General features: G+C 72.0%; 11 protein-coding genes and 1 pseudogene. 5 read left to right on the top strand and 7 right to left on the bottom strand.

Annotated features, from left to right (window positions below):
- Genes ACZ3H8_RS03625 through ACZ3H8_RS03615 form a run of 3 tightly spaced genes read left to right on the top strand, consistent with a single transcriptional unit; the run spans position 1 to position 3,877 of the window.
- Positions 1-1,188: an MAB_1171c family putative transporter gene (locus ACZ3H8_RS03625; protein WP_467396862.1), complete on the top strand. Its 1,188-nt coding sequence runs from the start codon at positions 1-3 to the stop codon at positions 1,186-1,188.
- Positions 1,185-2,630, top strand: coding sequence for an FAD-dependent oxidoreductase (locus ACZ3H8_RS03620; RefSeq protein ID WP_467396859.1), 1,446 nt, complete (start codon positions 1,185-1,187; stop codon positions 2,628-2,630). The genes ACZ3H8_RS03625 and ACZ3H8_RS03620 overlap by 4 nt, the downstream gene beginning before the upstream one ends.
- Positions 2,627-3,877 carry an ROK family protein gene (locus tag ACZ3H8_RS03615; protein WP_467396857.1) on the top strand — a complete coding sequence of 417 codons (1,251 nt, stop codon included), beginning with the start codon at positions 2,627-2,629 and terminating at the stop codon, positions 3,875-3,877. Before ACZ3H8_RS03620 ends, ACZ3H8_RS03615 begins: the two co-directional genes overlap by 4 nt.
- 190 nt (positions 3,878-4,067) lie before the next feature.
- Here ACZ3H8_RS03615 and xylA read toward each other — a convergent pair whose 3' ends face one another.
- Complete coding sequence (gene xylA, locus ACZ3H8_RS03610) at positions 4,068-5,237, bottom strand: xylose isomerase (RefSeq protein ID WP_467396855.1); 1,170 nt, start codon at positions 5,235-5,237, stop codon at positions 4,068-4,070.
- A 161-nt stretch (positions 5,238-5,398) separates the two neighbouring features.
- On the opposite strand from xylA, the gene xylB reads away from it, so the two are divergent.
- The gene (gene xylB, locus ACZ3H8_RS03605) at positions 5,399-6,874 is read left to right on the top strand and encodes a xylulokinase (RefSeq protein WP_467396852.1); all 1,476 of its coding nucleotides are present in this window, start codon (positions 5,399-5,401) and stop codon (positions 6,872-6,874) included.
- 25 nt (positions 6,875-6,899) lie between these two features.
- Here the strand turns inward: xylB and ACZ3H8_RS03600 are convergent, their stop codons facing one another.
- The 5 genes from ACZ3H8_RS03600 to ACZ3H8_RS03580 form a co-directional block, all read right to left on the bottom strand.
- Positions 6,900-7,955 (bottom strand): YeiH family protein, encoded by a 1,056-nt coding sequence (locus ACZ3H8_RS03600; protein WP_467396850.1) that lies wholly within the window; start codon positions 7,953-7,955, stop codon positions 6,900-6,902.
- Entirely contained in the window at positions 7,955-8,542 is a 588-nt protein-coding gene (locus ACZ3H8_RS03595) for a cysteine dioxygenase family protein (protein ID WP_467396848.1), read from the bottom strand. Before ACZ3H8_RS03595 ends, ACZ3H8_RS03600 begins: the two co-directional genes overlap by 1 nt.
- 90 nt (positions 8,543-8,632) lie before the next feature.
- Positions 8,633-9,538 (bottom strand): LysR family transcriptional regulator, encoded by a 906-nt coding sequence (locus tag ACZ3H8_RS03590; protein WP_467396846.1) that lies wholly within the window; start codon positions 9,536-9,538, stop codon positions 8,633-8,635.
- Positions 9,539-9,607: 69 nt separating this feature from the next.
- On the bottom strand, positions 9,608-10,420 hold the full coding sequence (locus ACZ3H8_RS03585) for an SAM-dependent methyltransferase (protein ID WP_467396844.1): 813 nt from the start codon (positions 10,418-10,420) through the stop codon (positions 9,608-9,610).
- Positions 10,421-10,652: 232 nt separating this feature from the next.
- A complete protein-coding gene (locus ACZ3H8_RS03580; RefSeq protein ID WP_467396842.1) occupies positions 10,653-11,267 on the bottom strand; it encodes a TetR/AcrR family transcriptional regulator in 615 nt (204 codons plus the stop codon).
- A gap of 41 nt (positions 11,268-11,308) precedes the next feature.
- Here ACZ3H8_RS03580 and ACZ3H8_RS03575 point away from each other — a divergent pair.
- Positions 11,309-12,013 (top strand): annotated as a pseudogene (locus tag ACZ3H8_RS03575) (alpha/beta fold hydrolase); the annotation flags it as partial.
- A 129-nt stretch (positions 12,014-12,142) separates the two neighbouring features.
- On the opposite strand, the gene ACZ3H8_RS03570 reads toward ACZ3H8_RS03575, so the two are convergent.
- Positions 12,143-12,568: an ATP-binding protein gene (locus tag ACZ3H8_RS03570; RefSeq protein WP_467397939.1), complete on the bottom strand. Its 426-nt coding sequence runs from the start codon at positions 12,566-12,568 to the stop codon at positions 12,143-12,145.
- Between the last annotated feature and the right edge of the window lie 81 nt (positions 12,569-12,649).

Raw genomic sequence — 12,649 nt, 5'->3', positions numbered from 1 at the left:
GTGGACGGTCAGGACTACTACATCCCAGCCGCCGCGCTGGGCTTCGCACTCGTGTTCAAGCTCCCCGGGATGCTGCGCGACTGGCGTGATCCGCTGCTGCGTTCCGTCTGCGCCCTGCTCGTGCTGGCGGCCTGCACCTTCTTCTTCGCAGCGCCGCCGACGATCGCCGAGGTCAACAGGCTCACCGGCGTCAGCAACGTCTCGGGGCCGCTGGTCTACTGCATCCTGACCGCCTTCAGCGCCTCCTGTCTGGTGCTGCTCGTCAACTGGCGGGGCGGGCCACCGGAGGAGACCCGGCAGATCTCCCGCCGCTGGGTGATCGGTTACGGCGTGGTGGTCGTGGCGCTGGTGGTGCTGTTCGTGCTCGGCGACGCCCCGGTGGAGCGGTTGCGCGATCTGGACACGTACTACGCCACGACGCCGTACATCCGCGAAATGATCGTGCTGTACCTGACGGCGCACAGCGTCGCCGCCGTCGGGATGACCGCCCTGTGCTGGCGCTGGTCACTGCAGGTGCACGGCTGGCTGCGGACCGGTCTGGTGACCATCGTGGTCGGCTCACTGTTCAATCTGGGCTACGGCGCCAGCAAGTTCGCCGCCGTGTTCGCCCGCTGGGCGGGCCACGACTGGGACGGTCTGAGCACGTTGGCCGCGCCGCCCCTGGCGTCGCTGGGTGCACTGTTCAGCGCCGTCGGCTTCATCCTGCCGCTGATCGCCCAGCGACTCTCGGACAACTGGCACACCTGGACCACGTACCGGCAGCTGGGCACGCTCTGGCGCGAACTGCGCACGGTCGTGCCCGACGGCACCCCTTCCGTGCGCATCTCCTGGTGGTCGTCCGCGGACCTGCGCGTCACCCAGCGCGAGTCCGACATCCACGACGGGATGCTCCATCTGGACCCCTACTTCGACCCCGCGCTACGCGCAGGCGCCCATGACGCGGCGATCGAGGCCGGCTCCGATCCGCGGCAGGCCCAGGCCATCGCCGACGCGGCGATGGTCGCGGCGGCGCTGCGGGCCCGGACGGCCGACCCGGACGGCAAGATCATAAGCTCGGCCCAGGCTTACACCCCCAAGGCAGCCGAAAGACCGCGCGATCTGGTGCGCATGTCCCTCGCGCTGCGCCATTCACCCGTCGTTGAAGCAGCCCGCCGGCGTGCGGCCAGGTCAGAGAGCGGCTCCCTATGAGCGATCCTGTGAGAACCCGCCGGAGCACGGCTGTGCGCCGGGCCGTCGTGATCGGCGGAGGGCTGGCCGGCATGCTGGCGACCGCCGTCCTCGCCGAGTACGCCGACGAGGTCACCCTCGTCGACCGCGACACCCTGCCGTCCGGACCCGAAGCGCGCAAGAGCCTCCCGCAGGCGCACCACGCTCATCTGCTGTGGTCGGGCGGCGCGCGGGCGATGGAGTCACTGCTGCCCGGTGTCACCGGCCGCTGGCTGGCGGCGGGCGCGCGCCGGATCCCGCTGCCGACGGGCCTGGTCTCCATGTCCGCGCAGGGCTGGTTCCGGCGCTGGCCCGAGATGCAGTTCCTGATCGCCTGCAGCCGCGATCTGCTCGACTGGGTGGTACGGGAGGAGGTCGTCGGCCGCCCCGGGGTCACCGTCCTGCCGGGCACCGAACTACTCGGCCTCGAAGGCAACGCCGGCCGGGTGACGGGGGTGCGGGTGCGCTCCGAGGACGGGAGCGAGCTCGTCCTTGACGCCGATCTGGTGGTCGACGCCAGTGGCCGTGGCTCGCGGGCGCCCGACTGGCTGCGTTCCCTGGGCGTCGCCGCCGTGCACGAGGCGAAGGTCGACTCGGGTCTCGCGTACGCCAGCAGGATCTTCCGGGCGCCGGAGGGCACCGAGGAGTATCCCGTCGTCAATGTGCAGGCCGACGCGCGCGAGCCGCGGCCCGGCCAGACGGCGACCATCGTGCCCATCGAGGGACGCCGCTGGCTGGTGACGCTGTCCGGCACCCGTGGCGGTCAGCCCACCAACTCCGCCGCCGAGTTCGAGGACTTCGCCCGCGGCGTCCGGCATCCGATTGTGGCCGAGCTGATCAGCAACACCGAACCGCTCACCGATGTCGTCGTCTCCCGCAGCACCGTCAACCGGCGGCGCTTCTACGAGAAGATCGCCGACTGGCCGGAGGGCTTCGTGGCCATCGGCGACGCCGTGGCCACGTACAACCCGGTCTACGGGCACGGCATGTCGGTCGCGGCCCAGGGCGTCCTTGCGCTGCGCAAGGAGCTCCGGGCGCACAGCCTCACCGCCCCCGGCCTCGCCCGGCGGGTGCAGCGCGCGGTGGCCGGACCGGTAGGCACGGCCTGGGACCTGGCCACCGGGCAGGACATCCTCTACCCCGGAGCCGTCGGCAAGAAGCCGGGCGCGTCCGCCACGGTGCTGCGCAGCTATGTGGACCGGCTGATGCTGACCGCCACCGGCCGCCCCATGATCACCCGCGCGCTCTTCGACGTGATGACCCTGTCGGCGCCGACCATTTCGCTGCTCAAGCCCGAGATCGTGCTGGCCGTGCTGCGCGGGCCCAAACTGCCGCAGCTGCCGGGCCCGCCGCTGACCGACGAGGAGCTGCGGGTCGCGAAGGAGCCGCGCAGCGCACTCGAGACCGATCCGGCAGACGCGTGAGGCTGCCCGGCGCGGGCGGCCAGAACCCGCTGGAGCCCAAGGCCGACCGGGAGACGGTGCGACGGCACAACCTCAGCCTGGTGCTGCGGGCGGTCCACGACGAGGGCGAGGTGACCCGAGCCGGGGTCTCGGCGCGGGTGGGGCTGACCCGGGCGGCCGTCTCCTCACTGGTGGAACAGTTGCTGGACAGCGGATTCCTCTCGGAGTCGGGCAAGACGTTCAGCGGTCTGGCGGGCCGGCCCGGCACGGTGCTGAAGGTGGCCCGTACGGGCGTGGCCGGCATCGGGGTCGAGATCAACGTCGACTATGTGTCGGTGTGCGTGGTGGATCTTGCGGGCACCGACCGGGTGCGGCTCGTCGAGCACCTGGACAACCGCGGTGCGCCGCCCGACCGGGTGCTCGGCCGGGCGGCCGGGATCGCCGCCCGGGCGCTGGCATCGGCTGCCGAGCAGGAACTGCGGCCGGTCGGCGCGGAGTTGGCGCTGCCCGGGCTGATCTCGGCGGGCACGGTCCGGCACGCGCCCAACCTCGGCTGGACCCGGGTCGCGGCAGAGGGCCCATTCGCCGAGGCGCTCGCGGCGCTGCGGCCCGGCCTGCCGCCGCTGCCGGTGCGTTCGGAGAACGAGGCGAATGTGGCGGCCCTGGCCGAGCTGTGGTTCGGCGGCCTCGGCGACGTACGCAGCTTTCTTTATCTGACCGGCGAGATCGGGGTCGGCGGTGCGCTGGTCCTGGACGGTGAACTGCTGCGCGGGGCGCACGGATTCGCCGGGGAGATCGGCCATGTCCTGGTGGACCCGGACGGCCCCGAGTGCCGCTGTGGCTCGCGGGGCTGCCTGGAGCAGTACGCGGGCCAGTCGGCGCTGTTGCGGACAGCGGGCATCGACGAGCGGACCGGCGCGGCGGGCGTGGCCGAGCTGGAACGGCGCGCCCGGGCGGGCGAGGACCGCGCGGTGGCGGCGCTCGGGCAGGCCGGGCTGATGCTGGGCCGGGTGCTGTCCGGGGCGGTGAACCTCTTCGACCCGGACGCGGTGGTGCTCGGCGGGATCTACCGGCCGCTGCTGCCGTGGCTTTCGCCGCCGGCCGGCGGCGAGCTGTCCGGCCGGGTGGTGTCGGGGCTGTGGCCGCTGGACGGCGGCCGGCTGCGCGCCTCGTCCCCGGCGGCGGACGCGGTGCGCGGCGCGGCGGCGCTGGTGGTCCAGGACGTGCTGGCGGACCCGGTGGCGTACGCGCAGCGCGCGGCGGGCTGAATCCCAGCCCGTCCGGCGCTTGAGGACGCTTTCCAACTGGCCCGGCGCTCGAGAACGCTCCTCAGCCCGTCGGGCGATTGAGGACCGCCTTTCAGCCCGTCCGGCGGTTGAGGACCGCCTTTTCAGCCCGTCCGGCGATTGAGGACCCGGGGGTCTGGGGGCAGCGCCCCCAGCAGGCGGCCCGAGCTGTTCAGCACACCCCGAGCAGGTGATCCATCGCCAGCTGGTCAAGCGCCTCGAACGCCATCCCCCGCTCCGCCGCCACCTCCACGTCGAACTCCTCGAACGCACCGCGGTCCGCCAGCAGCCCGGACAGCCCGTCCGCCGCGGTGGGCAGCATGAGCTGGTCGAGACGGGCCGCCCGCAGCGCCTCCCGGACCCGAGGATCGGCGCGGAAGGACGCTGCCCGCTCCTTGAGGATCAGATAGTTGCGCATACAGCCCGCGGCCGACGCCCACACCCCGTCGAAGTCCTCGGTCCGCGGCGGCTTGAAGTCGAAGTGCCGCGGCCCTTCGTAGCCCGCGGTCTCCAGCAGGTCGACCAGCCAGAAGGCGGACCGCAGATCGCCCGCGCCGAAGCGCAGGTCCTGGTCGTACTTGATGCCGTTCTGCCCGTTGAGGTCGATGTGGAAGAGCTTGTCCGCCCACAGCGCCTGGGCGATGGAGTGGGTGAAGTTCAGCCCGGCCATCTGCTCATGGCCGACCTCGGGGTTGACTCCGTACAGCTCGGGCCGCTCAAGCCGCTCGATGAAGGCGAGCGCGTGGCCGACGGTGGGCAGCAGGATGTCGCCGCGCGGCTCGTTGGGCTTGGGCTCGATGGCGAACCGCAGGTCGTACCCCTGCTCGGTGACGTACTCCCCCACCAGATCGAAGGCCTCCTTCATCCGGTCGAGGGCGGTGCGCACGTCCTTGGCCGCGCCCGATTCCGCGCCCTCGCGGCCGCCCCAGGCGACATAGGTACGCGCCCCGAGCTCGGCGGCCAGGTCGATGTTGCGGATCGTCTTGCGCAGCGCGTACCGGCGTACATCCCGGTCGTTGGCGGTGAAGCCGCCGTCCTTGAACACGGGGTGGGTGAAGAGATTGGTGGTGGCCATCGGCACGACGAGGCCGGTCGTGTCCAGCGCCTGCCGGAAGCGCTTGATGTGCGATTCGCGCTCGGACTCGGAGGCGCCGAAGGGGATCAGGTCGTCGTCGTGGAAGGTGACGCCGTACGCGCCGAGGGCGGCGAGCCGCTGTACTGACTCGACGGGGTCCAGGGGCGGCCGGGTCGCGTCCCCGAAGGGGTCCCTGCCCTGCCAGCCGACCGTCCAGAGACCGAAGCTGAACTTGTCCTCGGGGGTGGGGGTGAAGCGTTCCGTCATCGCCGTGACCGCCTTCGAACACAGTTTGTTTGCTGACCTTACTAATAATGCATGGGTCCGCGTCATCACAGAAGGCCCCGCCAACACCTGTTGGCGCCGGGCCGCTTGACGTAATTTGTTTTGCGGACGGCCAAATGGGCCGGGAGGGAGAGGTGGGGGCAATGCCCGTGCAGCCGGTCGTGATCGGCGTGGACAGCTCGACCCAGTCCGCGAAGGCGGCGTTCATCGACGCGGCCACCGGCCGTACGCTCGCGGTCGGCCGGGCCTCGCACCACGTCGGCGGCGAGGGCGGGGCGCGCGAGAGCGACCCGGAGGTGTGGTGGCACGCACTGCGCGAAGCCGTCGCCGCCGGGCTCAAGGAATCGGGCCTGCACCCGTCCGCCGTCATCGGCATCGCGGTCGCCGGGCAGCAGCACGGCCTCGTCGTCCTCGACCGGGCCGGGCTTCCGGTGCGGCCCGCGCTGCTGTGGAACGACACCCGCTCGGCACCGCAGGCCGCCGCACTCACCGAGGCACTGGGCGGCCCGGAGGCGTGGACGGCCCGTACGGGATCGGTGCCGGTCGCGTCGATGACGGCCGCGAAGTGGCAGTGGCTGCGCGAGAACGAGCCCCGGGCGGCCTCGGCCGCGGCCGCCGTACGCCTCCCCCACGACTTCCTCACCGAGCGCCTCGCGGGCACCGCGGCCACCGACCCGGGCGACGCCTCGGGCACCTGCTGGTACTCCACCGCCACCGGCGCGTACGATCCCGAACTCCTCGAACTCATCGGCCTGGACGCCGACTTGCTGCCGCCGGTGGCCGCCACCGGCGCCGCCCGCATCGGCTCGCTGACCGCCACGGCCGCGGACGACCTGGGCCTGCCCGCCGGCATCGCCGTCGCCGCGGGCACCGGCGACAACATGGCCGCCGCGGTCGGCCTCGGCCTCGGCGGCGCGGGCCTGCTCGACCACCCGGCCCTCAGCCTCGGCACCTCGGGCACGGTCTTCGCGGCCAGCCGCACCCGGCCCGCCTCCGCGGTCCTCGCCGGATTCGCCGCCGCGGACGGTACGTACCTGCCGCTGGCCTGCACCCTGAACTGCACACTCGCCGTCGACAAGGTCGCCGCCCTGCTGGGCCTGGGCCGTGACGCCGCCGAGGCGGGCGGGGAGGTGGTATTGCTGCCGTACCTCGACGGCGAGCGCACCCCCGATCTGCCCGCGGCCTCGGGCCTGCTCACGGGCCTGCGCCACACCACCACCCGGCAGCAACTCCTGGGTGCCGCCTACGAAGGCGCGGTCGTCACGGTCCTGCGCGCCCTCGACGAGGTCCTGCGCGCCTGCGGCGTCGACCCGTCCGACGAGGATGTGGCCGCCCGCCCGCTGCGCCTGGTGGGCGGCGGGGCCAGGGGCCGCCACTGGGTGGAGACGGTACGCCGCCTCTCCGGCCGCCCGCTGCTGATCCCCGAAAGCACCGAACTGGTCGCCCTGGGCGCGGCGGCCCTCGCGGCGAGCGCGGCGACGGGCGAGGACCCGGTGGCGCTGGCGGCCGGCTGGCAGGGCGGCGCGGCGGTGGAACTACCGCCTGTGGAGCGGGACTTGGAGGCGTGGGAGCGGGTCTCGGGGGTGCTTGAGCGGTCGGCGCCCACGCTGCTCAGCTGACGGGCGCAGGCGGCGCCCACGCTGCTCAGCCGACGGGGCCCGTCACCAGCAGCACCCCCGCGTACGACACCCCCGCCACCACCGCCCACGCGCACAGCCCCAGCGCCGCGACCCGGCCGCCCGTGCGGGTCAGGGCCGGCAGGTCGACCGCGCTGCCGAGGCCGAACAGCGCGGCCGCGAGCAGGAGTTCCTGGGCGTGCTGGGCCGCGTCGATCGCGGTGGTCGGAAGCAGGCCAGTGCTGCGCAGGGCCACCATGGCCAGGAAGCCGACCACGAAGAGCGGGACCATCGGCAGCCGCTTGTGGACCGTCGTCCCGGCCCGCCGACTGCGGCGGACCGACAGGGCCACGGCCGCGACGAGCGGGGCGAGCAACGCCACCCGCATCAGTTTGACCAGGACCGCCTCCCCGAGCGCTCCGGATCCGGCGGTCTGTGCGGTGGCCACGACCTGGCCCACGTCGTGGACGCTCGCGCCGACCCACCGGCCGAACTCCGCGTCGCTCAGCCCCAATGGCTGCTGGAGCAGCGGCAGTACGGCGATCGCGAGCGTCCCGCACAGAGTCACCAGCGCCACCGAGGCAGCCGCGTCGCGCTCGTCGCTGTCCGTCGCCTCGCTCACCGCGCCGATCGCGGACGCCCCGCAGATGGCGTACCCGGCGGCGATGAGCAGCGGCTGGTCGCCGGGCAGTCCCATCCGGCGGCCGAGCCACCAGGTGCCGAGGAAGGTCGCCGCGACGACGCCGAGAACCATGGCGACCGTCGCCCAGCCGAGGCCGAGCACATCGTCCAGGCTCAGTTTCAGGCCGAGCAGGACGATGCCGATGCGCATCAGCCGCTTTCCTGCGTACGAGAGTCCGGGGCGGGCCGCTCCCCGTACGATCGCGCGCACTCCCGGCAGATGGGCCGCGACGATGCCCAACACCACGGACGCGGTCAACATCGGTATGTCCGGCAGCAGTTGATGCACCGACCAGGCGACGGCCACGCCGACGACGGCCAGCGCGAGACCGGGCCTGATGCCTGGCGCGGACGGGCCGGACGACGGGGAGGCCGACGCCGCCCGTTCCCGCAGCAGCGCCATCAGCGGTCGGCCGGGAGTTCGTAGACGCGGCGGACGCTCGTGCCGAGGCGGGAGATGTCCGCTCCGTAGACATGGAGAGAGATCGCCCGGCCGGCACCCGCGTTCCAGACCCGGTGGATGTCGCCGGGCGGCGCGAAACCGCACACCGCGCCCTGGGCATTGACGACATCGCCGGTGGCGACGAGGCGCGCGGCCCGGCCCGTCGCCGGTGACGGGAGGAGGCGGTAGCGCCGCTCGTACTCCTCGCCCTCGTGCACGCCCGTCGTGCACCACGACACATGGTCGTGCACGGAGGTTCCCTGGCCGGGCAGCCAGACCAGTGCGACGACCGAGAAGCTCCCGTCGTGTTCGGCGTGGAGCAGGTGCTGGCGGTAGCGCGCGGGGTCGCTCCCGCACTGCTCATCGGTGAGCAGATCGGCCGCGCCGAGGTGCGGCGCGAGGCGCTCACCGACCAGATACGCCGTCAGATCGGGCGGCAGTCCGCGCCCGACGGCGTCGCGCACCTCGGCGACCAGACTGTCGAGGCGGTCGGTCGTACGCGCGGCCCTGAAGGCGGTCGATCCGGTCGATGTGGTCGATGTGGTCATACGGGCAGCGTCGAGCCGCCCGACCCATCACGTCCAACGACGAATTCTTCGCTACTCCCAAGCTCCGCTTATGGGTTGGGGACGCTTACCTCAGCAGCCGACCTTGTTCGCCGCGACCGCTTTCAGCTCGTCGAGCACCCGCGCCGTCGCCGGGATCCGCAGATGTTCCCGCAGCACGTACGCCGAGATCTGCCGCCGCGACGCGGGCTGAAGCGCCCGCCCCGTCACCTTCCGGTGGCAGAGGAAGTTCAGTACGAGCGCAGGCATCATCGCGACCCCAAGGCCCTCCGCGACCAGGCTCTGCACCACGAGATTGTCGTCCGTCGTAAAGGCGATGTCCGGAGCGAAGCCCTGCTCCGCGCATTCGTGCAGCAGATTGGCACGGCAGCGCAGGCACCCCGCTATCCAGCGTTCCTCCGCGAGATCCACCAGCTGCACCGCCCGCCGCCGCGCGAGTGGATGTCCGGTGGGCAGCAGCACCGTCAACTGGTCCTCGAGCAGCGGGATTTCCACCAGCTCCTCCGGCACCTCCTCGTGCAGGCCGGGGTAGGTGAAGGCGAGCGTGATGTCGCACTCCCCCCGCACCAGCCGCTGGAGCGAGGCGGGCGGCTCGCTCTCCAGCAGGTCGACCCGGACGCCGGGGTGGGCCGCGGCCAGCCGGGCCATCGCCTCCGGGATGAGCGTGGCATTGGCGCTGGGGAACGCGCAGACGCGGACCCGCCCCGCGCGCAGCCGGGTGAGGGCGCTCATCTGCTGCTGGGCCGCGGACATGCTGTCGAGGATGGCCGCGGCGTGCCGCGACAGTGCCTCCCCCGCCTCGGTGAGACGCATGCCGCGGCCGACGCGGATGAACAGCGGTGTGCCGACGTCCCGTTCGAGGGCCTTCATCTGCTGGGTGATCGCGGGCTGCGTATAGCCGAGCGCCCGGGCGGCCGCGGAGTACGAACCGGCCCTGACCACTTCGTGGAACGTCTTGATGTGCCGGGAGTCGAACACCCGTGCATCATAAGCAGAATTTGGGTATCCGGGGGGCTCCGGCCGAGCCCCACCACGATGTCCGGTGGGCTACGCCTTGCGCCCCACGCCCGCGTACAGCGACGCTGCCTCGTCCCCTTCCACGACCTCGTCGACGCCGAGCTCCGGGTGCCACTGCGTCAGCCGCACGATGCCGGGCTCCTCCACCTCGAGCCCCTCGAAGAAGCGGCCGACCTCCGCGTAGGAGCGCGGCATCAGGGTGACTCCCCCGGCCGCGTACATGTCGACGCCGCGCTGCACGGCCAGCGGGTCGAAGTCGGTGGTGAGCTGCGACAGCACGAGATAGCTCCCGGACGGCAACGCGTCCACGAGCCGGCGCACCAGGTCATGCGGCCGGTGCTCGTCGCCCACGAAGTGCAGCAGCGCCACCAGCGAGAGGGCGATCGGCTGCTTGAAGTCGAGGATCTTCCTGGCCTGTTCGAGGATCCGGTCAAGCTCACGCACATCCGCCTGGATGTAGTCGGTGACGCCTTCCGGGGTGCTGCGCAGCAGCGCTTCCGCGTGCGTCAGCACGATCGGGTCGTTGTCGGTGTAGACGACCCGGGACTCGGGGGCGATGCCCTGGGCTATCTGATGCAGATTGGGCTCGGTGGGGATGCCGGTGCCGATGTCGAGGTACTGGCGCACGCCCGCCTGTCCCGCCATCCACCGCGTCACTCGCTGCATGAACCACCGGTTGGTCTGGGCGACATGCTTGGCGCGATTGTCGATGCTCATGATGTGCCGGCCCAGCGCCTCGTCGACCGGGTAGTTGTCCTTGCCGCCGAGGAACCAGTCGTACACCCGGGCCGGATGCGGCTTGCTGGTGTCGATCCTGGGGACTGAGGGCTCACTCCCGGTCATACGAAGCTCCCTGGATGCTAAGGAATTGCTCAGGAATTCTCGGTCAGTCGATCATGTGATCCTCGCAGGAGGGCAGGCCTCCGGCAAGTAACTGCTGCTCGGGGAGGGGAAGTTCGGCCCGGGCCGGGGCGCAGCGCCGAGCCTGCGGCAGGAGGTCAACGCCTTCATCCGGGCTGGCGTCGCCTTCGACGAAGCAGTCTCTGAGTGACCGCCTTTCATTGCCGGGAGTCGGCTAGGGGCGCAGTCGGGCGGCCAGGCCCTCGAAGTAGCTGCAGTGCACCGCGACCAGGTCCACCTGCTCGGGGTCGAGCAGCCACAGCAGGTGCGCACCCTCGATGAACGCGGCGGTCTCGGCGGCCAGAGTCGCCGGGTCGAGGTCGGCACGCGCCGAGCCGTCGGCCGCGGCGCGTGTGAACAGGGAGACGAGATGGGTCCGCAGCGCGCGGCCGCGTTCCCGGAACCAGGTGTGGAGGACTGAACCGGGCTCCAGGTTCTCCGCGACGAGAGTGGTGTGCAGGGCGGCCAGCTCCCGCTCGGCTGCGGCGGTGTGCTCGGCGTCCCGTACGAACCAGTCGAAGGCCTGTTGCAGCGTGGGCTCGGCGTCCGGCGCGATGGACAACCGCTCCAGGGCACGCCGGTCAGCCTCCTGCAGGACGGCTCGTACGAGCCCGGCCTTGCTGCCGAAGTGGTGGATGAGGGCGGAGGGGGTGGCGCCGACGCGCTCGGCGATCGCGGCCACACCGGTACCGCGCACCCCTTGCCGTGCGAACAACTCGATCGCGGCGCCGACCATCGCGCGGCGCCGCTCCACACCCCGCTTCTGCACCTGCCCCTTGACTCCGGCCATGCGGATCAGAGTGCCCCGGACGGGTCCGCAGCGTCCAACTCGGGCATAGCGGGAAATCGATGGCGGTGACGGGGCCGCCACCATTATCTGACGCACTCGCCGTCCTGGACGCGTTCGGCGTCGAGCGGGCCCACCTGGTGGGCGCGTCCCTCGGCGGCATCATCGCCCAGCGCCTCGCCGTCACCCACCCGCACCGGGTCCTGACCCTGACCAGCCTCTCCTCCCAGCCCCTGGGCACGGACACGGCTGCGACGGTCCAACGCGCCCTCGCCGGGATGCCCCCGCTTCCCGGTGAACTCCCGCCACCCACATCCGAATTGCTGGCCACGCTCGCCGCGACCCTCCCAAAGCCGGAGGCGGCCCCGCAGGAATACCTCGCCACCAGGCTGCCGCTGTGGCGCGTGCTGCACGGCTCGGCGCTGCCGTTCGACGAGGACGAGTACCGCGCGATGGAGGAGCGGGTGTACGAGCGGGCGCGTGATCTGCAGGCCGCGCTCAACCACACGTTCGCCGGGACTGCCGGCGAGGACTCCACCACCGACGACCTGGGCTCCGTCACCGCACCCACGCTGGTGCTGCACGGCACGGAGGATCCGATGTTCCCGCCCGCGCACGCCGAGGCCACCGCCGCAGCGATCCCCGGCGCCCGCCTGGTCATGCTCGAGGGCATGGGCCACACCCTGCCCACGGCACAGGACCAGCGCCTGGCCGACGAGATCCTGCATCACACGGCGGCGCCTAGCTGACCGGTGGCGCAGACCGGCCGACCGGATGCGCCAGCAGGCGCCATTGGCTGTCCGTCAGGACCACGTACGCAGCGGGCTGTGATGCCGTACGCCTAGCACGGCGTCGCACGAAACGGCTGACGATCCCCGCTACGGGCCCTGGCGGGCGGAGCCGACCTCCGCCCAGACCGTCTTCCCGGACGGCGGGTACGGCAATACTCCCCAACCGTCGGCCAGTGCGTCCACGATGACCAGCCCGCGCCCTCCCTCATCGGCAACCCCGGAAACGACAGGAAGGCGATCGCCGCGCGGGTCTGTGACCTCGATCCGCAGCCTGGAGGCCAGAAGGAGGACCAGACTCAGCCGGAAGCCCCGGCCCGGCAGACGTCCATGCCTGACGGCGTTCGCGGCCAGCTCGGCCACGACGACCGCGGCGGCCTCCGCACGCTCACTGTCGGGCGGCCATCCCCATTCCGCGATCTGCTCGACGGTAAGCAGTCGTGCGAGGCGGGCACCGCGCCGGGTGGCACTCAGCAGTTGTGTGAACTGTGGTGCGGGTGTTGCCGATTGAGGCATGTCCATCTGTACGGATTCGCTCTTCACACCACTCAGCGTGGCCGTGTGCCCGTACGCTGACCAGGAACGACAGCGGTACGT

The organism is Streptomyces sp. NPDC002868, assembly GCF_055563295.1.
This window is presented reverse-complemented; position numbering and strand designations above follow the sequence as displayed.